This is a genomic window from Shewanella mytili, from assembly GCF_046765975.1.
GTDB lineage: Bacteria > Pseudomonadota > Gammaproteobacteria > Enterobacterales > Shewanellaceae > Shewanella > Shewanella mytili.
Genome location: NZ_JBKOUD010000013.1, coordinates 52,317 through 74,000, shown reverse-complemented (window position 1 = coordinate 74,000; position 21,684 = coordinate 52,317). Strand labels below are relative to the sequence as shown.

Annotated in this window: 11 protein-coding genes; 10 read left to right on the top strand and 1 reads right to left on the bottom strand. The window is 55.1% G+C overall.

The window, feature by feature from the left end:
- Positions 1-8: 8 nt before the first annotated feature.
- The 9 genes from ampD to ACIDEJ_RS12540 all read left to right on the top strand — a co-directional run bounded on the left by ampD (position 9) and on the right by ACIDEJ_RS12540 (position 17,856).
- The gene (gene ampD / locus ACIDEJ_RS12580; protein ID WP_411988413.1) at positions 9-581 is read left to right on the top strand and encodes a 1,6-anhydro-N-acetylmuramyl-L-alanine amidase AmpD; all 573 of its coding nucleotides are present in this window, start codon (positions 9-11) and stop codon (positions 579-581) included.
- Between the two features lie 32 nt (positions 582-613).
- Entirely contained in the window at positions 614-1,465 is an 852-nt protein-coding gene (gene ampE, locus ACIDEJ_RS12575) for a beta-lactamase regulator AmpE (protein ID WP_411988412.1), read from the top strand.
- 229 nt (positions 1,466-1,694) lie between these two features.
- Entirely contained in the window at positions 1,695-2,447 is a 753-nt protein-coding gene (gene pdhR / locus ACIDEJ_RS12570; RefSeq protein ID WP_411988411.1) for a pyruvate dehydrogenase complex transcriptional repressor PdhR, read from the top strand.
- 68 nt (positions 2,448-2,515) lie between these two features.
- The gene (gene aceE, locus ACIDEJ_RS12565; protein WP_411988410.1) at positions 2,516-5,182 is read left to right on the top strand and encodes a pyruvate dehydrogenase (acetyl-transferring), homodimeric type; all 2,667 of its coding nucleotides are present in this window, start codon (positions 2,516-2,518) and stop codon (positions 5,180-5,182) included.
- Between the two features lie 12 nt (positions 5,183-5,194).
- On the top strand, positions 5,195-7,153 hold the full coding sequence (aceF, locus tag ACIDEJ_RS12560; RefSeq protein WP_411988409.1) for a pyruvate dehydrogenase complex dihydrolipoyllysine-residue acetyltransferase: 1,959 nt from the start codon (positions 5,195-5,197) through the stop codon (positions 7,151-7,153).
- Between the two features lie 154 nt (positions 7,154-7,307).
- Entirely contained in the window at positions 7,308-8,735 is a 1,428-nt protein-coding gene (lpdA, locus tag ACIDEJ_RS12555) for a dihydrolipoyl dehydrogenase (RefSeq protein ID WP_411988408.1), read from the top strand.
- Positions 8,736-8,906: 171 nt separating this feature from the next.
- Positions 8,907-13,337: an EAL domain-containing protein gene (locus ACIDEJ_RS12550; RefSeq protein WP_411988407.1), complete on the top strand. Its 4,431-nt coding sequence runs from the start codon at positions 8,907-8,909 to the stop codon at positions 13,335-13,337.
- A gap of 94 nt (positions 13,338-13,431) precedes the next feature.
- Positions 13,432-15,672 (top strand): patatin-like phospholipase family protein, encoded by a 2,241-nt coding sequence (locus tag ACIDEJ_RS12545; protein ID WP_411988406.1) that lies wholly within the window; start codon positions 13,432-13,434, stop codon positions 15,670-15,672.
- Positions 15,673-15,795: 123 nt separating this feature from the next.
- Entirely contained in the window at positions 15,796-17,856 is a 2,061-nt protein-coding gene (locus tag ACIDEJ_RS12540; RefSeq protein ID WP_411988405.1) for a M13 family metallopeptidase, read from the top strand.
- Between the two features lie 140 nt (positions 17,857-17,996).
- Here ACIDEJ_RS12540 and hxpB read toward each other — a convergent pair whose 3' ends face one another.
- Positions 17,997-18,677, bottom strand: coding sequence for a hexitol phosphatase HxpB (gene hxpB, locus ACIDEJ_RS12535; protein WP_411988404.1), 681 nt, complete (start codon positions 18,675-18,677; stop codon positions 17,997-17,999).
- Between the two features lie 339 nt (positions 18,678-19,016).
- On the opposite strand from hxpB, the gene acnB reads away from it, so the two are divergent.
- Complete coding sequence (gene acnB, locus ACIDEJ_RS12530; protein ID WP_411988403.1) at positions 19,017-21,614, top strand: bifunctional aconitate hydratase 2/2-methylisocitrate dehydratase; 2,598 nt, start codon at positions 19,017-19,019, stop codon at positions 21,612-21,614.
- The last annotated feature ends 70 nt before the right edge of the window (positions 21,615-21,684 follow it).

The following is a 21,684-nucleotide window of genomic DNA, read 5'->3' as shown; positions in this document are numbered from 1 at the left end:
TTGTGCGGGTGGCCCACAGGGCAGCGGAGCGGCACAAAGTGATTAAGGATTGGTTTGACGGCTGGTATGGCCGGGCGCGGCGGTGTCCGTCGCCCCATTTTAATGAGCGGCCTCAGGCAGAGGTGAGCCTGCTGGTAATCCACAACATCAGTTTGCCGGCCGGCTGTTTTGGGCTGCCTTATATTGAACAGCTGTTTTTGGGGCAACTGGATTGTACGGCTGATGCCAGTTTTGCCGCGCTTGAAGGGCTGGAGGTGTCGGCGCATTTTTTCATCCGTCGGGATGGGGAGCTGTTGCAATTCGTTTCTTGCGACAAGCGCGCCTGGCATGCGGGGGTGTCCTGTTTTGCGGGGCGCGAAGGCTGCAATGATTTTTCTCTGGGCATTGAGCTGGAAGGCACGGACAACTCGGGTTTTACCACTGCCCAGTACGAACGGTTACAACAACTTACCCGAGAATTGATGCAAATCTATCCTATGCTTGAGAAAACCCGTATTGTGGGACATAGCGACATCGCCCCCGGACGCAAAACCGATCCCGGCGCGGGATTTGACTGGCAGCGGTATCTGGCGGCGGTTTGAATCGATAACCGGAAACGGAACTGGAGAGACTCATGGCACTGTTTTCCCTGTTGGTGGCAATTATGGTGGAGCGGCTGAAACTGCTGCCGGATGCGCTGCAACTGGATAACGGCTTGCGCTGGTATCAGCAGCAGCTGTTTGCCGGTACTTTGTTGCAGTCGGCCGTTGGCGTGTTGCTGGCGCTATTGCTGCCCGCCGTGAGTGTGGCGGTATTGCTGTGGGTATGTGGCGATTGGCTGTTTGGTTTGCCCACCTTGCTGGTTTGGGTGGCGTTTGCCACGGTGTGTTTTTCCCATCAGCATCAGCGGGCGGTGTTTAAACATTACATGCAGGCGGCCTGTCGCGGTGATACCGAGGCCTGCTATCTGTATGCCAGGGAGCTGGACTGCAGCGCCTGCTTGAGCGCAGTAAGCGAAAAAGCGCTGGGCGCCAGCGTGGGGCAGATGGCGGCGTGGATCAATTACCGCTATTACGCGGCGGTAGCGCTGTTCTTGATTCTGTTCGGGCCGGTAGGCGTGGTGCTGTACTGCACCGTGCGCTTTTTTGCCGAGGAGCGCAAACGCCAAAATGCCCCGTGGCCGCTGCTGCCGGAGTTGCTGTATCTGCTGGACTGGTTGCCGGTGCGGCTGGTGGCGCTGGGCTATGTGTTTTGCGGGCAGTTTTCCAGCGGTTTTGGCCGCTGGCGCGAGTTGGCGCTGGACTGGCGCTGCAAGCCCCGCAAAATCATTACACAAGTTGCCATGGCGGCTGAAGTGATGCCGGAAGACAACAACGCGCCGGTATGTGTGCGTTCCACCCTGGCGCTGCTGGCGTTAAGCAAGCGTAACTTTGTGTTGTTATTAACCTTATTGTCGTTGCTGACCATTTTCGGCTTGGTGCGTTAACGCCGTGAATGGCGGATGATTGTGCGCGATTTCAGCTAAAAACGGCTTTTGGTATTAGACCTTTGGCTAATAGCCAGATGTCAACTCATTGTTATTTAGGCTATGCTCACATATTGTGAGTTAAATTGACTCAGATCACTATCTAGACATTGAAAATGTGATTTGTTAAAGTGCGCTCACCCAGACTAAATTGGTAAGACCAATTGACAACGTGGAGCTGAGTGTACATATGGCTTATAGCAAAATCAGTCAGCCAAAAATTTCTGACGTTATCATGAATCAACTGGAGCAGATGATTCTTGAAGGCAGCTTGCAGCCGGGTCAAAAACTCCCTCCTGAACGTGAACTGGCATTGCAGTTCGAAGTTTCCCGTCCATCCCTGAGAGAAGCCATCCAGAAACTGGAAGCCAAAGGATTGTTGCTGCGCCGCCAGGGCGGTGGCACTTATGTTAAGCAGCAACTGTGGCAGAGCCTGGCCGACCCTATTGTGGAGCTGATGCAACATGACCGTGAAAGTCAGTACGACTTGCTGGAGTTTCGTCATGCCACCGAAGGGATGATGGCCTATTTTGCCGCCCTGCGGGGTACCGATACCGACATGCAAAATCTGCGGGAATGCATTGAGCGGGTGGAGCATGCCACCTGCATCATCGAACAGGCCAGCGCCATTGTTGATTTTTACCGGATGGTGGCAGAAGCCTCCCATAACATGGCGATGCTGCATCTGGTACTGAGTTTAACCACCGTGCTGCATAAAAATGTGGCCGAAAACCTGGAGCTTCTGACCCGACGGGAAGAAGCCACCACCATGGCTAACGAGCACCGGCGGGCATTGCTTGCTGCCATCGTTCGCCGCGATCCTGCCGCCGCGCTTGAAGCGTCTAATGAACACTTGAGTTACATCGAGGAGGTCATGTTGTCGGTAAGGGAGGAAGACAGTCGGTTGCAGCGTAGTCTGCGCCGCGTGAAGAGCGGTGTGTAATCCGGGCGTTATGCGCTGAGGACACCGTAATCATTACTTTTTTATCATGTATAGATAAGGACAGTGTCATGTCTGAAAATATGCTACAAGACTTGGATCCATTAGAGACTCAGGAGTGGCTGGATGCCCTGCAAGCGGTGCTGGAACAGGAAGGACCTGAACGGGCACATTTCCTGTTGGAAAAGCTGATTGATAAGGCGCGTCGTAACGGGACTTACTTGCCTTACTCAGCAACCACCGCATATGTAAACACCATCCCCGCTGGGCAGGAGCCGCAGATGCCGGGGGATCAGGGGCTGGAACGTCGTATCCGCGCCATTATCCGCTGGAACGCACTGGCCATGGTGCTGCGCGGTTCCAAAAAGGATCTGGAGCTTGGTGGCCATATTTCCAGTTTTGCTTCCAGCGCCACTATCTATGATGTGTGCTTCAATCATTTTTTCCGCGCCCCCAACGATAAAGACGGTGGCGATTTGGTGTATTTCCAGGGGCATATCGCACCGGGGATTTACTCCCGTTCTTTCCTGGAAGGGCGCCTGAGCGAAGAGCAACTGGCCAACTTCCGTCAGGAAGTGGACGGCAAGGGGTTGTCTTCTTATCCCCATCCAAAACTGATGCCCAATTACTGGCAGTTCCCCACCGTATCCATGGGGCTGGGGCCGATTCAGGCCATTTATCAGGCACGTTTCCTGAAATACCTGACCGACCGCGGCATTAAGGATTGTTCCGAACAGACCGTTTACTGCTTCCTTGGCGACGGTGAAGTGGATGAGCCGGAAGCGCTGGGTGCCATTGGCCTGGCGGCCCGTGAAGAGCTGGACAACCTGGTGTTCATCATCAACTGTAACCTGCAGCGTCTGGATGGCCCGGTACGTGGTAACGGCAAAATCATCCAGGAACTGGAAGGTGAATTCCGCGGCGCCGGCTGGGAAGTGGTCAAGGTCATTTGGGGCCGTTACTGGGATCCATTGCTGGCCCGGGATACCAGCGGCAAACTGCTGCAGCTGATGGAAGAAACCGTTGACGGCGAATACCAGAACTGCAAAGCCAAAGGCGGCGCCTGGACCCGTGAGCACTTCTTCGGCAAATATCCGGAAACCGCCGAGATGGTGTCCAACATGTCGGATGACGACATCTGGCGCCTGAACCGTGGTGGCCATGATCCGGTGAAAATCTATGCCGCGTTGGATCATGCCAAGAAAACCAAGGGCCGTCCTACCGTCATTTTGGCCAAAACCGTCAAGGGTTACGGGCTGGGAGATGCCGGCGAAGGCAAGAACATTGCCCATAACGTGAAGAAAATGGATGTGGAGTCCATCCGTTACTTCCGTGACCGTTTCAATATCCCGATTGCCGATGACAAACTGGACGAAGTGCCGTTTTATCATCCCGGGGCGGATTCAGAAGAGGTCAAATACCTCAAGGCCCGTCGTGAAGCGCTGGGCGGTTACCTGCCATCCCGTCGCCAGAAATTCAGCCAGGATCTGACCGTTCCGTCACTGAAGATTTTTGACTCGGTGATTAAAGGCTCCAATGGCCGTGAAGTGTCCTCCACCATGTCTTTTGTGCGGGTACTGACCGCACTGCTCAAAGACAAGAACATTGGCAAGAGCGTTGTGCCGATCATTCCTGACGAAGCCCGTACCTTTGGTATGGAAGGGCTGTTCCGTCAGGTGGGGATTTACGCCCACGAAGGCCAGAAATACGTGCCGCAGGATAAGGATCAGGTCGCTTACTACCGTGAAGACAAATCCGGCCAGGTACTGCAAGAAGGGATTAACGAGCTGGGTGCCATGTCATCCTGGGTGTCTGCGGCCACCAGTTACTCGGTGAACGATACCCCGATGATCCCGTTCTATATCTATTACTCCATGTTCGGTTTCCAGCGCATTGGCGATTTGGCCTGGGCTGCCGGTGACCTGCGTGCCCGCGGCTTCCTGGTGGGCGGCACCTCCGGCCGTACCACACTGAACGGTGAAGGCTTGCAGCATCAGGATGGTCACAGCCACATTCTGGCCAATACCATTCCAAGCTGCATCAGCTACGACCCCACTTACGGTTATGAAATTGCCGTGATTGTGCAGGACGGTATCCGCCGCATGTATGGTGAAGAACAGGAAGATGTCTTCTACTACCTCACCACCATGAACGAGAACTACGTACAGCCTGCCATGCCGGAAGGTGTGGAAGAAGGCATCGTGAAAGGCATCTACAAACTGGAAAGCGTTGCCGGTTCCGGTAAAGGCAAGGTGCAGCTGCTGGGTTGCGGCACCATCCTGGAAGAGGTGCGCAAAGCCGCCCAGGCACTGGCCAAAGATTATGGCGTGAGTGCGGACGTATTCAGTGTCACCAGCTTTAACGAACTGACCCGCGATGGCCAGGAATGTGAACGCTGGAACATGCTGCATCCTGCCGAAACCGCCAAAGTGCCTTATGTTGCCAGCGTACTGAGCCAGGACGCACCGGCCATTGCCGCCAGCGATTACATGAAACTGTACGGCGAACAGCTGCGTGGTTATGTGCCTACCGATTACCGGGTACTGGGTACCGATGGCTTTGGCCGCAGCGACAGCCGCGCCAACTTGCGTCACCACTTTGAAGTGGATGCCACCTACATTGTGATTGCCGCGCTGAAATCCCTGGTGGATCGGGGTGACATGCCGGTAGACGTACTGACCAAGGCAATTGCCCAGTACGGTATTGATGCAGACAAGATCAACCCACTGTTCGCGTAAGAGGGAAACAGAATGGCAGATTTAAAAGAAGTACTGGTGCCCGATATTGGCGGAGATGAAGTGCAGGTGATTGAGATCTGCGCCAGCGTAGGCGACGAGCTTGCCGCTGAGGATGCCATCCTTACCGTTGAAAGCGACAAGGCAACCATGGACATCCCGGCACCTTTTGCCGGGGTGCTGCAAGAAATCAAAGTGGCCGTGGGTGACAAGGTGTCAGAAGGCACCCTGATTGCCATGATGGCCGCCGCAGGCAGCGCTGAAACCAGCGCCCCTGCCGTTGAAGCCGCGCCTCAAGCTGCTGCCCCGAGTGCGCCTGAGCCCGTTGCCGCTCCCGTAGCCGCCAGCCCTGCTGCGCCGGCCACAGGTGCCAGCCAGGTGATTGAAGTCACCGTACCGGACATTGGTGATGCCAAAGATGTGGACATCATTGAGCTGCTGGTGAAAGAAGGGGACAGCATTGAGGCCGATGACGGCCTGATCACCCTGGAAACCGACAAGGCCACCATGGACGTACCGGCACCGGTTGCCGGGGTGGTACAGTCACTCAAGGTAAAAGTGGGTGACAAGGTGTCAGAGGGTTCTCTGGTATTGCTGCTGGAAGTTGCCGGCAGCGCTGCTGCCCCAGCCGTTGATGCGGTTGCTGACACCGGAGTTGCCAGTGCAGCGGCGGCCGCTTCATCCGTGCAGGACATCAAGGTGCCGGATATTGGCGATGCCAAAGACGTGGACGTGATTGAGCTGCTGGTGGCTGTGGGTGATGAAATCACCCTGGACCAAGGACTTATCACCCTGGAAACCGACAAGGCCACCATGGAAGTGCCCGCACCGGTTGCCGGGAAAATTACCCAGCTGTTGGTGCAGGTGGGTGACAAGGTTTCTGAAGGCAGCCTGATTGCCAAGGTAGAAGTGCAAGGCGCGCCTGCCAAGGTTGAAGCCGCACCCCAACAGAACGCGGTGCCTGCGCCCGCTGCTGCGCCAGTGGCTGCTCAGGAGCCCCATCGTCCACCCGTGCCTTTCCACCCTAATGCCGTGGTGAAACCGGCTGCCGGTGTGGTGTTCGCATCGCCTTCCGTGCGCCGTTTGGCGCGGGAGTTCGGGGTGGACCTGTCTCAGGTAAAAGGTACTGGACGCAAAAACCGCATCCTCAAAGAAGATGTACAGGCATATGTGCGTTATGAGTTGTCCCGGCCAAAAGCCTCGGTAGCCACTTCCGTAGGCGGTAACGGCCTGCAGGTGATTGATGCGCCGAAGGTGGATTTCAGCAAGTTCGGTGAAGTGGAAGAAGTGCCGCTGACCCGCATTCAGAAAATTTCCGGCCCCAACCTGCATCGCAACTGGGTAACCATCCCCCATGTGACCCAGTTTGACGAAGCGGACATCACTGAGCTGGAAGCGTTCCGCAAACAGCAAAATGAACTGGCAGCCAAGAAAAAGCAGAACATCAAGTTCACCCCGTTGGTGTTCATGATGAAAGCGGTAGCGAAAACCCTGCAGGATTTCCCTACATTCAATGCCAGCTTGAGTGCTGATGGCGAATCGCTGATCCGCAAGAAGTACTATCACGTTGGTGTGGCGGTAGATACGCCCAACGGCCTGGTGGTGCCCGTGTTCCGTGATGTGGACAAGAAGTCGGTGACCGAGTTGTCGCTGGAGCTGGCCGAAGTGTCGGTAAAAGCCCGCGAAGGCAAGCTGAAAGCTGCCGACATGCAGGGTAGCTGCTTTACCATTTCCAGTCTGGGCGGCATTGGCGGTACAGCCTTTACCCCTATCGTGAACTATCCGGATGTGGCCATTCTTGGGGTTTCCAAATCCGAGATGAAGCCTAAATGGAACGGCAAGGAATTTGTGCCACGGCTGATGTGTCCGCTGTCACTGTCATATGATCACCGGGTGATTGATGGCGCGCTGGCTGCACGTTTCAGCGTTACTTTGTCTGGCTATTTATCCGACATCCGTACCCTGATTATGTAAACCGATGGGCTGACCTGACAGGGTCAGCCCATGTTTTATTGTGATCAAGGTCATGTAAAGGTTAAAATGCAGCCACTTTCAAGATGCTCTAGTGGCTGAAGGCTCCAAGGTTGGGCTGGCTGTCCCGATGGACTGAACTAAATCAGAGGAAAAAATGAGTAACGAAATCAAAACACAGGTTGTGGTATTAGGTGCCGGCCCTGCAGGCTATTCAGCCGCTTTCCGTGCAGCGGATCTGGGTCTGGAAACAGTGATTGTTGAACGTTACAGCACCCTTGGCGGTGTATGTCTGAATGTGGGTTGTATTCCTTCCAAGGCACTGCTGCACGTTGCCAAAGTGATTGAAGAAGCCAAACACATGGCAGCAAACGGCATCACGTTCGGTGAACCGCAAATCGACATTGACAAGCTGCGCGGTTTCAAAGAGAAGGTGATCAGCCAGTTGACCGGCGGCTTGGGCGGCATGTCCAAAATGCGCAAGGTAAAGGTGGTGAACGGCTTGGGTAAATTCACCGGCCCCAACAGCATTGAAGTCAGCGCGGAAGATGGCAGCAAAACCATCGTCAACTTTGACAACGCCATCATCGCTGCCGGTAGCCGTACCATCCAGTTGCCATTCATTCCCCATGAAGATCCCCGTATCTGGGACTCTACCGATGCGCTGGCCCTGAAAGAAGTGCCCGGCAAACTGCTGGTCATGGGCGGTGGCATCATCGGCCTGGAAATGGGCACGGTTTATTCTGCCCTGGGCAGCGACATTGAAGTGGTGGAAATGTTCGATCAGGTTATCCCTGCCGCTGACAAGGATATCGTGAAAAACTTCACCAAGCAGATCAACAAGAAGTTCAAGTTGATGCTGGAAACCAAGGTGACCGCGGTAGAAGCCCGTGAAGACGGCATTTATGTCACCATGGAAGGCAAGTCTGCACCGGCAGAAGCCGTGCGTTATGACGCGGTGCTGGTGGCCATTGGCCGTACCCCTAACGGCAAGCTGATTGATGCAGACAAGGCGGGCGTGAAAATTGACGAACGCGGCTTTATCAATGTTGACAAGCAGATGCGCACCAACGTGCCGCACATTTTTGCCGTGGGCGACATTGTGGGTCAGCCAATGCTGGCACACAAAGGGGTGCATGAAGGCCATGTGGCCGCTGAAGTGATTTCAGGCCTGAAACATTTCTTCGATCCAAAAGTTATCCCATCCATTGCGTATACCGATCCGGAAGTGGCATGGGTTGGCCTGACTGAAAAACAGGCAAAAGAACAGGGGCTGGCTTACGAAACTGCCGTATTCCCTTGGGCTGCCAGTGGCCGCGCAATTGCCTCTGAAGCCAGTGAAGGCATGACCAAACTGATTTTCGATAAAGAAACCCACCGCATCATTGGCGGCGCCCTGGTTGGGGTAAATGCCGGTGAACTGCTGGGCGAAATCGGTCTGGCCGTGGAAATGGGTTGCGATGCAGAAGATATCGCGCTGACCATCCATGCGCATCCTACCTTGCACGAGTCTGTTGGTCTGGCCGCCGAGATGTACGAAGGCTCCATCACCGATTTGCCAAACCCCAAGGCCAAAAAGAAATAATCTTTACTTAGTTTAATTATAAAAGCCCGGCATTGTTGCCGGGTTTTTGCTTATATGTGGCCAAATGCACTGATACCCACCCCTAAATTAATACATAATACGTGGTTAGATATTGACCGATAAATCACCCTTGGTTCGTAAGTAATGGCCTAATGGCCGCAGTTGGCAGGAATGAACAGACAACAGCATTTTTTTATCGTGATATGTGTTTTAAGCCTGTTGCTGGGCAGTGTCCGCGCCTTTGGTGGCGAAGTGGTGCAACGGGTATTTTCCGCCCGGGACGGTTTGGGTAACTCCACCATTCACGACATGACCGTGGATCACTACGGTTTTGTCTGGCTGGCTACCGAACAGGGGTTGTACCGGGTCAGCAACAACGTGGTGCGGCGGATAGACAAATCCGAAACCCACTCCCGGCTGGAGGAAGAGTTTTTCCTGCTGGTGCGCAATGTGGATCAGCAGCACCTGCTGACGGTTACCGAGCGCAACACCTACCTTTACAATATTCATGACAACACCTTCAAGCGTTTGGGCAGCAAGCAGCTGTTCCCGTCGTTTGACGGCGGCGCCCTCACTGCCATTAGCCCCTTGCCCGGTGGCGATTTGCTGTTGCTGTCGGCCGAAGGCAAAGTGTGGCGCATGTCCCAGGATGTCAACCGTCTGGACGTGCTGTTTACCCTGCCGGAAAGCGAGCATGGCAATTGGACTAACCTGCTGCGCCTGCAAGACGGCCGCTTGTTGCTGGGGAGTCGCCGGCATCTGGATCTTTACGATTTGCAAGGCGAGCGTTTGGCCGCAAATGTGTGGGATACCCGCGATGGACGTTATTACCATGTGTATCAGGATCGCAAACAGCGCATCTGGGTTTCTTCCAGAGAGGGATTGTATCGTCTCGACTTGTCCCAATCCCGGCCGCAGCGGATAGCACAAGTGCCCTATTTGTGCCGCATGTTGGTAGAGGATGACAAAGGGGACTTATGGATAGCCATTCGCGGGGGCTTGCTGAAATACTACCCCGAAGAACATCGGACGGTTTCCTATAAAGATCAGCTCAAGCAGCGTGCGGGCATAGACAGCCCCAACCATCTGCTGTTGGATAGCCACGGCCTGTTGTGGGTGGCCGGTGCCGGCACGCCGCTGGCGATTTTGACCGACCGCCCGGATTTTCTGAAGGAGATTATCGGCAACCGCCCGCCTTATTCACTGGACACTGACACGGTATGGACGGTCACGCTGGACCGGGACGATTTGTGGATTGGCAGTAACGGCGCGCTGTACCGGGTGAATTTGCAAACCCATGAATCGGAAAAATTCGTGCCTGAGGGGCTGGAGCCCAGCGACAGCATTTACGGCATTAACGCCATCAGTCCCGGCAGATGGTTATTGTCTACCAGCAACGGCTTGTTTGAATTGGATCAGCACTCGGGCAAAGGACAGCGGCTGGTGACCCCTGATCGCCCCCATGGCGCGCTGGAACACGTGGTGATATTCAATGTGCTCCATGACCAGGACAACTGGTGGATTGCCAGTAATCATGGTCTGCACCACTGGGTGCCCGGTGGCCCGATGCAGCGGGTGGAGTTGCCCGGTTTTAGCGCGTCCCGAGAACGGTTGGCGGTATTGTCACTGTATCAGGATAAACAAAAAAGGTTATGGACCGGCGGCAACAAGTTTCTGGGGCATTTTGCCGACGATGGCCAATTCCAGCGGGTGATTGAGGTGGGCAGTGACTTTCTCAAAACCGCCATGGTGACCAGTATCCTGCAGGTGGACGATCAGCTGTTTTGGCTGGGCACCCGCACCCAGGGCGTGCTGGAATTCAATGCCAAAACCTCTCACGTTCGCAGTCTCAACCAGCAATGGCAGGTGGAATGTCCCGGGGTGTATTTTGTAAAGGATGTGGGGGATTTTCGGATTGTGGGTTGCCCCAAGCAGATTATCCGCCAAAACAAGGCCAGCGGCGAGATTGCGGTGGTGGGCCGCAGCGACGGCTTCATTGCCCAGGAGCTTAATGAGGGCGCAGTGGCTTACCAGCCAGGGAAAGGCCTGTACGTGGGCACCCCGGAAGGGGTGATGCTGCTGGATGTGGCCGCCATGAAAAATCGCATCGCCCATGTGGGGGTGGTGATGGAGTCGGTGGCGGTGTATTACGACAATAACACCCAAGTGAGCATGATGCCCCATCCGGGCATGCGGGTTGCACCGGGCGCCCGGCTCATCAGCTTTCAGCTATCCAACAGCGATTTTCTGGATGATACCGCCACCAGCATCAAATACCGCCTGCGGGAGCCGGGCAGCATGAAGCCCAGCAATTACCTGCTGCTGGACAACCAGTCGCAAATCAATCTGGCCGGGCTGGAGGGCGGCGATTATACCCTGGAGGTGCTGGGGAAAATCAACGGCGTCTGGGAACAAACCCCATTGGTGTTTCCGTTCCGGGTGCAAATTCACTGGTGGGACACCACCTGGTTCAGAATGCTGTGGCTGCTGTCGCTACTGGCCTCCCTCACGGGCATCATCATTTACCGCCATCGGCAGGTGAAGCGCTTTCGAAAAGTGAATCAGGCGCTGACGGAAAGTGATGACCGGCTGCGCCAGTCCTTGCGGGGCAGTGATTCCGATTTGTGGGAATGGCACCGGGAGGATAACAGCTTTTATCTGGACAACCATGGCAACGTGCTGGGCATTGGCAGCCGCCAGGTGATTGTGCGCTCCGGCGGTTTTCCCATGCACCCGGATGACCGGCAGCGGGTGGAGCAGCGCTGGCAGATGCTGCTGCACAAGCAAATCGACAGCTTTGACGTGGAATACCGTTACCTGCGACAGGAAGGCAACTGGGGCTGGGTCAAGGTAAGAGGGCGGCCGGTGGCCTGGGATGGCGGCAGCGGCGAAGTGCAAAAAGTGGCGGGGATTTACAGTGAAGTCACCGCCACCAGACGGCTGGAAAGTGAGGTGAGCTTGCTGGCAAGGGCGTTTGAAAACACCTCGGAAGGGGTGCTTATCCTAGATGCCAATGAGCGCATAGAAGTGGCCAACCGGGCGGCAGAAAAACTGGTGGGGATCACCCGCAAGGAGATGCGCGGCAAGCACATTAACGCAGTGATGAGCGATGGGGACGGGCCATCGGCCACGGTTGCCTCATTGCTGGCCTCCCGCAGCTCCTGGACCGGCGAGCGGGAGATGATGAGCCGTAAGCGCAGCCGTTTCCCGGTGTGGCTCAACATCTCCGTAATGAAAGACAGTTTTCAGCAGCTGCGCCATTACGTGATAGTGTTTTCCGACATTACTCAGCGCAAACAGTCAGAAGCCGAACTGCGAAAACTGGCCAATTATGACGTGCTGACCGGCCTGCCAAACCGCAGTTTGTTTGCCGCGAGGCTGGAGCAGAGCATTTCCCGGGCGAGCAAGGACAACAGCAAGCTGGCGCTGATGTTTCTCGATTTGGACCGCTTCAAGCAGGTCAATGATTACTACGGCCACAGCATGGGGGATGCGCTGCTGGTGGAGGCCGCCAACCGTTTGCAGTCGGTACTGGATGATGGGCAGGTATTGTGCCGTTTCGGTGGCGATGAGTTTGTCATTCTGGTCAATACCGGTGATATCGACCTGATTAACCGCCTGTGTGATGCGCTGCTGTCGCAAATCGCCAAGCCGTTCAGGCTGTATGGCCGGGAATTTTTCATCTCCACCAGCATTGGCATCAGCATCTGGCCCGATGATACGGAGCAGCCGGAAAACCTGATTAAAAATGCCGATCAGGCCATGTATCACGCCAAGGATGTAGGGCGGGGCAATTTCCAGTACTACTCGCGGGAGCGTAATACCGAGGCGCTGTATCACATGCGTCTTGAAGGCGATTTGCGCCGGGCCATTGAGCACAACGAGTTTGAGCTGTGGTATCAGGGACAATACAACTTGCTGCAAAACGATCGCTGCATCGGGGCTGAAGCCCTGCTGCGCTGGCATCATCCCAAAGACGGCTTCGTGCCGCCGGATGTGTTCATCAAGGTGGCAGAAAGCTGCGGCCTGATTGTGGATATCGACCGCTGGGTGATGCAACGGGCATGTGAAGACGGCGCCCGCCTGTGCCAGCAAATCAGTGATGAAAACTTCAGCATTTCGGTGAATGTGAGTGCCGTGCATTTCCGCCAGCCCGATTTCATCGAGTTTGTGCTGCAGACCCTGCAGCGCACCGGCATGCCGGCCAAACAGCTGACGCTGGAAATCACCGAAGGGGTGCTGATGAAAGAGCTGCACATTGCCAGAGAGCATCTGCAGCAGCTGCGCCAGCACCATATTGAAGTGGCCATTGACGATTTCGGCACCGGGTATTCTTCACTGGCTTACCTGCGTAATTTCCATGTGAACACGTTGAAAATCGACCGCTCCTTCCTGCTGGACATTGCCAGCAACAATGCGGATCAAGCCATTGTCAGCAGTATCATCGAGTTGGCCCGCAACCTGAAACTGAGCGTGGTGGCCGAAGGGGTGGAAACCCGGGAACAGCTGGAGCAGGTATTCGGCCGCGGCTGTTACATCATCCAGGGCTATTATTTTGCCAAACCCACATCCCTGGAAAATTTCCAGCGACAGTACTATTAAATTTGCCACAACACCGGGGCGCTGCGGATTCTGTTTTATATCGCTTCTCTGTTAAGATAAGCCGGTCATTTGCTGAACAGTATCCGTATCCCCTATGCAATCATTCCTGCGGCGTTTCCTTTCTCTGTGTCCCTTGTTCTTGTTGTGTGCCTTGTTTGGCACGGCTGCCGCCACAGCAGCAGAACGGCCCAAAATCGGGCTGGTGTTGAGCGGCGGTGGCGCCAAAGGCGCGGCCCATGTGGGGGTGCTCAAGGTGCTGGAAGCGCACCATATTCCGGTGGATTACGTCGCCGGCACCAGTATTGGCGCTTATGTGGGTGGCATGTATGCCCTGGGTTACAGCGCCAAAGAGATAGAAACCCTGATGATGCAGCAAAACTGGTCCAGTGGTTATTCGGATCTGGTGCCCCGGGAGCAGCTGGCCTATCGCGCCAAACAGACCCGGGATCAATACAACATTCCGCTGAACCTGGGGCTGCGCGACAGCGAGGTGCAGTCTCCCAGCGGCGTGCTGCTGGGGCAGAGCATGTCGCGCCTTTATCGCAATACCATAGGCTTGGTGCCAGAGTTCGACGATTTTGACGACCTGGCCATTCCCTTCCGGGCGGTGGCCACCAACCTGGAAAACAGCCGGCCGGTGTTACTGGACAAAGGCAGTCTGGTGCAGGCCATGCAGGCCTCGGCCACCGTGCCCGGGGCGCTGCAACCGGCCATTATCGACGGCAAGTTGCTGGTGGATGGCGGCATTGCCAACAACATGCCGGTGGATGTGGTCAAAGCCATGGGCGCCGACATCGTGATTGCGGTGGATATCGGCTCGGAGCTGGTACAAAAGGAGCAGCTCAAAGGGGCTGTGGCGGTACTGAACCAGCTGTCCACCATGCTGACCCAGGCCAGCAGCGAGCGGCAAAAGTTGCTGCTGACCGAGCGGGATGTGCTGATCCGTCCTGACATTGATAACCTCAGCACCACGGATTTTTCCGATATGCCCCAGGCGCTGGTGGCCGGTGAAGCCGCCGCCGAAGCCTTACTGGCATCATTGCAGCCATTGGCGCTTTCCCCCGAGGCTTATGCCGCATATGTGCACCACAAACACACCACGGCCCGGCAGTGGCTGGATAATGTGCAGCGCCCCGTCACCCAGATTGTGTATCACAACGATGCCAACATCAGTCACTCCATGCTATCCAAGGTGCTGGACATCAACGCCGGTGACGTGGTGAACAAACAGCAACTGGATGATGCCATTAACCGTTTGTATTCACTTGATAAGTTTGAAAGGGTCAGCGCCGAGTTCGAAGACACGGATGCCGGGCGGATACTGACCGTCACCACCAAGGCGAAATCCTGGGGCCCCAACTATTTGCAGTTCGGTTTCAACTGGGAAGATGACTTCACCATGGACTCGGCGCTGACGCTGGATTTTGCCCTGACCCTGTCGGATCTCACCGAAAACGGCGGTGAGTGGCGCAATGAAGCCAAGCTGGGGTTTGAGAAACTGCTGGGCACGGAATTTTACCAACCGCTGGACAGCAACCAGACCTTTTACGGCCGGGCCCGTTACCAGTATGAAGAAAAAAACTGGGACATCTTTGATGCCAATGTGCTCTATTATCAGCTGGATCGCAGCAGTCACCGGGTGGACTTCGGGCTGGGGTACAACTATTTGCCTCAGGGCATGATGGAGCTTGGGATCACCGCTGACTCCGGGCATTTATCCAATCTGGCCTTTTTGGGGGATATCGATTTCACCACCTACGGCGGTTATTTCAAATTCGGTTACGATTCGCTGGATAACATCAGTTTTCCCACCTCCGGGAACCGGGTGACGCTGAACCTGTTCTGGCGTAAAGAAAAATACAACGGCGCGCTGATTTCAGGCCCGGATCGCTCGCTGCAAGTCCAGGCGGACTGGAAAGGGGTGGTCAGTGTGCGCAACCACTCGTTTGTGGGCAAGGCGTCCTATGCGTCGGTGAGCAAAGGCGGCGATGAGGACTTTACCATTTACGTGTCAGATTTGGGCGGTTTCCTTAACCTTTCCGGCTACCATAAAAACTCCCTTGCCGGCGCACAAAAGCTCTTTGGCGCTTTTATTTATCAATATGATTTGGGCCGGGATGCCCTGGGACTGAAAGATTATCCCCTGTATTTGGGTACCAGTATCGAGGCCGGGAATGTCTGGGGTGTGGGGCGCAAGGTGTCCCTTGGGGAGCTGATCTATGCGGGCAGCGTTTTTCTGGGCACCAATACCCCCCTTGGCCCGGCGGCCTTGGGGGTGGGGCTTAGCGATGACGGTGAGCGGGCAATGTACATTTTCATCGGCAAGAATTTCTAGCATGGGCTAGCATGAGCTTTCATAAACCCTTACAAAAATCGGCTACTGGCAAACCGGTGGCAATGCTAAGGTGATAGGTTGTTGTTCTTGTAACCCCCTTTTACATGAGAGAGTGGAAACATAATGAATAAAATAAGCACGTTGGCCTTGGGGATCGCCCTGAGCCTGGGATTGGCGGCCTGCGCCAGTAACCCCACAACACCGGCAAACACTCAGGCCGCAGTGGCAAAAGTCTCCGGCATTGAAACCGAAAACTTCGATTCTCATGTGCGTTTTCAGGACGACCTGTATTACAGCGTTAACGGAAAATGGTTACAGCGCACCCAAATTCCCGCCGATAAATCCAACTATGGGGCATTCAGTGTCCTGTATGAAAAAAGCCAGGCGGCACTGAAACAAATTATCGAAAAAGCCGCCGCCACGCCCAACAAGGTGCATGGCAGCACTGAGCAGAAAATCGGTGATTTCTATACGGCTTACATGGATACCGCCACCGTGGAGCAACTGGGGATCACGCCCCTTAAAGCCCAATTGGCCGATATTGCCGCCGCATCCAGCTATGGGGATGTTGCCGAACTGATGGGCAAGCTGCTGACCTCCGGCAGCCGCATTCCGTTTGGTTTTTATGTGAATAACGATGCCAAGAATTCCAGCCAGTACGGGGTTTACCTGTATCAGAGCGGGTTGACGTTACCAGACCGTGATTACTATCTGAAAGACGATGCCAAATTCAACGCCAACCGTCAGGCCATGCGCCAGTATGTGCGCGACCTGCTGCATGCTGCCGGTTATGCCCACGCCGATAACGCCGCGGCCAATGTGGCCAATATCGAGCTGTCCATTGCCAAAAACCAGTGGAGCCGGGTGGAATCCCGTGATGCCAACAAGGCCTACAACAAGATGACGTTGGCCCAGTTGCAGCAGCTCACCGGCAAATTTGACATCATCGCCTTTGCTGCCGGTAGCGGTCTGGCCGACAGCGCCAAAGAGATTATCGTGCGCCAGCCCTCTTACTTTGAAAAGTTCGGCGCCGGGTTTGAGTCTTTCCCGTTGTCAGCCTGGAAAGACTATCTTGCCTTCCATCTGGTGGACGGCTATGCCCAATTGCTGAGCCAGCAATTTGCCGATCTGCATTTTGATTTCCACAGCAAAACCCTGATGGGCATTGAGCAGCAGCAGCCCCGCTGGAAACAGGCGGTGGATGGTGCCGACGGCGTGATTGGCGAGCTGGTGGGCAAGGAATACGTGGCCGGCAACTTCAAGCCCGAAGCCAAAGTGCGCATGGAGAGCATGATTAAAAACCTGATCAAGGGGTTTGAAGTCAGCATTGATGAACTGGAATGGATGACACCGGAAACCAAAAAGGCCGCCCAGGAAAAACTGGCCAAGTTCACCTACAAGATTGGTTATCCGGACAAGTGGAAAGATTACAGCAAGCTGGAGATCAAGGCGGATGAACTGGTGGGCAACTACCAGCGGGCAGCCAAATTCGAATACCGGAAGATGCTGGATAAAATCGGTCAGCCGGTGGATCGCACCGAATGGCACATGACGCCGCAAACCGTCAATGCCTATTACAGCCCGGTAGGTAACGAAATCGTGTTCCCGGCTGCCATCCTGCAACCGCCGTTTTTCAACATGGATGCTGACGATGCGGTGAACTACGGTGGCATCGGCGCGGTGATTGGCCATGAAATCAGCCACGGTTTTGACGATCAGGGGGCCAAATACGACGGCAATGGTAATTTGCGTAACTGGTGGACTGACAAGGATCGTGAAGAGTTCCAGAAACGGGGTCAGGCACTGGCCGCCCAGTACAGCGCTTTTGAGCCGCTGCCGGGCAAACATGTCAATGGCGAGCTGACCCTGGGGGAAAACATCGGGGATTTGGGTGGCCTGACCGTAGCGCTGCGCTCTTATCATCTGAGCCTGAACGGCAATGAAGCGCCGGTACTGGATGGTCTGACAGGCGATCAGCGTTTCTTTATCGGCTGGTCCCAGGTATGGCGTCGCAAGTATCGTGATGAAGAGCTGGTGCGCCGTTTGCTGACTGACCCCCATTCACCCAGTCATTTCCGCGCCATGGGCACCCCGCGCAACGTGGAAGGTTTCTATAAAGCCTTTGATTTGAAATCCACCGACAAGCAGTACCTGCCAAAGGATCAGCGGGTGAAAATCTGGTAAAACGCCGGATTGCCTGTGGCCCTGAACCGCTTGCGTCGTGATTTAACAGCCAGACATCCGTCTGGCTGTTGTGTTTTGATGGCTGCACTTGCTAGAAGGGTGTCCTTGCCGCGTTACGGGGCTAGCGGACGACGGGCAATTTAAGGTGCGCGGGTGCCGGCAAGTTGTGCCAGCAGCGCTGGCAGGGCCTGCAAACTGGGCAGTTTATGCTGGGCGGCGCTCCAGTGGGCGGCATTCCATTGCACCTCTGCCGGGATCACCAGCGTCTGCATCTTGGCGGCGCGGGCGGCAATCATGCCGTTAAACGAGTCTTCCACCGCCAGGCAGGCATCAGGGTTTACCTGCAAGCGCTGGGCGCAGCGCAGGTACACCTCCGGGTGGGGCTTGCCAAGGGGCAGGCTTTCAGCGCTCTGGATGGCATCAAATGCGTCGCGGATGTGGAGTTTTTCCAGTACTGCCTCAATAATGTCGCTGGATGAGGATGTGGCCAGCCCCACTTTTAATCCCTGCAGGCGGCAGGCTTGCAGGGCATGGCTTACACCGCTCATGGCCTGGCCGTCCCGGCGGATGGACTGGATCACCTCGGCAATAATATCATCTTCAATATCGCGGCTTTGCAGGTGTTGCGCCGGACAACGCTGCTGCCAGTATTGTGCCACCTCATCAATGCGCAAGCCGGTGGTTTGGGCAATGGCCTCCGGGGTGACCGGCAGTCCGAGCGCGCCCAATATGTTGAATTCCGCCTGTTGCCACATGGGTTCTGAATCGATGAGCACGCCATCCATGTCAAAAATAACGGCCCGTAGTGGAGGTTGTTGCATGGTAATGTCCATTTTGCTGCCAAGTGGTAAATGATGGGTCAATCAGGATGTACAGTACAAACTGCTATTACAGTAACAATCTTCAGCAGTGATTTGCTATATTTTAGATAAATGATTAATTTTCAAACTATTGTCTAATATCATTATTGAAAGTGAGAGATTAGTTTATTGTGCGCCCACAAATTTACCTTCACGCATGATGTGGTTCATATGTGATCTGATTCATACTTTTGCAAAGCTGTAGTATACTTCTTCGCGGAAAATAAGGGTCGAATCTGTGGGACTGTCCCGCAGGCGAATGGACAGTCGTTAGAGCGCCAAACAAAGAGGAATGTTGCCGTGCTAGAAGCTTATCGTAAACACGTCGCAGAGCGTGCTGCCGAGGGAGTTGTCCCCAAACCGCTGGATGCCCATCAGGTTGCCGAACTGGTTGAACTGGTAAAAAATCCACCTGCTGGCGAAGAACAATTTATCCTGGATCTGCTGGAAAACCGTATTCCCCCTGGTGTGGATGAAGCCGCTTATGTCAAAGCCGGTTTCCTCGATGCCATTGCCAGTGGCAGTGCCACTTCTCCAATCCTGAGTGCCGAGCGTGCCATTGAGCTGCTGGGTACCATGCAGGGGGGTTACAACATCGAGCCGCTGCTCAAGCAATTGGACAACGACACCCTGGCCCCTCTGGCCGTTAACGCCTTATCCCATACCTTGCTGATGTTTGATGCCTTCCATGACGTTGTGGAAAAGATGAACGCCGGCAACAGTTACGCCAAACAGGTAGTGGAATCCTGGGCCAATGCCCAATGGTTCCTGAACCGCCCCAAACTGGCAGAGAAAATCTCCCTGACCGTGTTCAAGGTGCCAGGCGAAACCAATACCGACGATCTGTCTCCGGCACCCGATGCCTGGTCTCGTCCGGATATTCCATTGCACGCGCTGGCCATGCTGAAAAACCCCCGTGATGGCATTGAGCCTGATGAAGCGGGTGTTGTGGGTCCGGTGAAAAAAATTGAAGCCCTTAAAGCCCAAGGCTTCCCGCTGGTGTATGTCGGTGATGTGGTCGGTACCGGCTCTTCCCGTAAATCAGCCACCAACTCCGTGTTGTGGTTCATGGGCGATGATATCCCCAATGTGCCCAACAAGCGTGCCGGTGGCTTCTGTCTCGGCGGCAAGATTGCCCCCATTTTCTTCAACACCATGGAAGATGCCGGCGCACTGCCCATTGAACTGGATGTGAGCAATATGGAGATGGGCGATGTCATCGACATCTATCCATATGAAGGCAAGGTCAAACGTCACGACAGCGATGAAGTGATCTCCGAATTCAGCCTTAAAACCGACGTGTTGCTGGATGAAGTGCGTGCCGGTGGCCGTATTCCGTTGATCATTGGCCGCGGTTTGACTGACAAAGCCCGCGAAACCCTGGGGCTGCCTGCATCAGACGTATTCGTTCGTCCTGTTGCGGTTGCCGATTCTGGCAAAGGCTTCACCCTGGCACAGAAAATGGTGGGTAAGGCCTGTGGCGTTGCCGGCATTCGTCCCGGACAGTACTGCGAACCTAAAATGACGTCAGTGGGCTCTCAGGATACCACCGGCCCCATGACCCGTGATGAACTGAAAGACCTGGCCTGCCTTGGCTTTAGTGCCGATTTGGTGATGCAGTCTTTCTGTCACACTGCCGCTTATCCAAAACCTGTGGACGTGAATACCCACCACACCTTGCCGGATTTCATCATGAACCGCGGCGGCGTGTCCCTGCGTCCGGGTGACGGCGTTATCCACTCCTGGCTGAACCGCATGCTGCTGCCTGATACCGTGGGCACCGGCGGTGACTCCCATACCCGTTTCCCCATCGGCATCTCTTTCCCGGCGGGTTCCGGCCTGGTGGCCTTTGCTGCCGCAACCGGCGTGATGCCACTGGACATGCCTGAATCCGTACTGGTACGTTTCAGTGGCAAAATGCAGCCTGGCATCACCTTGCGCGACCTGGTGCACGCCATCCCGCGCAAAGCCATTGACATGGGACTGCTGACCGTTGAGAAAAAAGGCAAGAAGAACATCTTCTCCGGCCGCATTCTGGAAATTGAAGGGCTGCAGCACCTCAAGGTGGAACAGGCATTCGAACTGTCTGATGCGTCAGCGGAGCGTTCTGCTGCCGGCTGTACCATCAAGCTGGATAAAGACCCCATCATTGAGTATCTCAACTCCAACGTGGTGATGCTGAAGTGGATGATTGCCGAAGGTTATGGCGATCGTCGCACTTTGGAACGCCGCATCAAGGGCATGGAAGAATGGCTGGCCAATCCGCAGCTGATGTCTGCCGATGCTGATGCAGAATATGCCGCCGTGATTGAGATTGATTTGAACGAAATCAAAGAGCCCATTTTGTGCGCGCCTAACGATCCGGATGATGCCCGTCCACTGTCTGAAGTGGCTGGCACCAAGATTGATGAAGTGTTTGTGGGCTCCTGCATGACCAACATCGGCCATTTCCGGGCAACCGGTAAGATGCTGGACAAATTTGCCAAAACCCTGCCTACTCGCCTGTGGATTGCGCCTCCTACCAAAATGGACAAGGAACAGCTGACCGAAGAAGGCTATTACGGCATTTTTGGCCGCGTGGGTGCGCGTATCGAAATCCCCGGCTGCTCACTGTGCATGGGTAACCAGGCCCGGGTTGCCGATGGTGCCACCGTGGTGTCCACCTCTACCCGTAACTTCCCGAACCGTTTGGGTACCGGTGCCAATGTGTACCTGGCTTCGGCAGAGTTGGCAGCGGTAGCGGCGTTGTTGGGCCGCCTGCCATCACCTGACGAGTACCAGGAATTTGCCAAGGAAATCGATGCCACTGCGGCAGATACTTACCGTTATCTGAATTTCGACAAAATCGGTTCTTATACTGAAAAAGCCGGAAAAGTGATTTTCCAGACTGCGGTATAAGCCCTAGATTGCGATGAGGAAAAAGGCCAGCGATTGCTGGCCTTTTTGTTACCGGGAGGGAAGCTTGCGT

Coding starts and splice junctions, on each gene's coding strand:
- ampE (WP_411988412.1), top strand. CDS start 614: ATGGCACTGTTTTCCCTGTTGGTGGCAATTATGGTGGAGCGGCTGAAA.
- pdhR (WP_411988411.1), top strand. CDS start 1,695: ATGGCTTATAGCAAAATCAGTCAGCCAAAAATTTCTGACGTTATCATG.
- aceE (WP_411988410.1), top strand. CDS start 2,516: ATGTCTGAAAATATGCTACAAGACTTGGATCCATTAGAGACTCAGGAG.
- aceF (WP_411988409.1), top strand. CDS start 5,195: ATGGCAGATTTAAAAGAAGTACTGGTGCCCGATATTGGCGGAGATGAA.
- lpdA (WP_411988408.1), top strand. CDS start 7,308: ATGAGTAACGAAATCAAAACACAGGTTGTGGTATTAGGTGCCGGCCCT.
- ACIDEJ_RS12550 (WP_411988407.1), top strand. CDS start 8,907: ATGAACAGACAACAGCATTTTTTTATCGTGATATGTGTTTTAAGCCTG.
- ACIDEJ_RS12545 (WP_411988406.1), top strand. CDS start 13,432: ATGCAATCATTCCTGCGGCGTTTCCTTTCTCTGTGTCCCTTGTTCTTG.
- ACIDEJ_RS12540 (WP_411988405.1), top strand. CDS start 15,796: ATGAATAAAATAAGCACGTTGGCCTTGGGGATCGCCCTGAGCCTGGGA.
- hxpB (WP_411988404.1), bottom strand. CDS start 18,677: ATGCAACAACCTCCACTACGGGCCGTTATTTTTGACATGGATGGCGTG.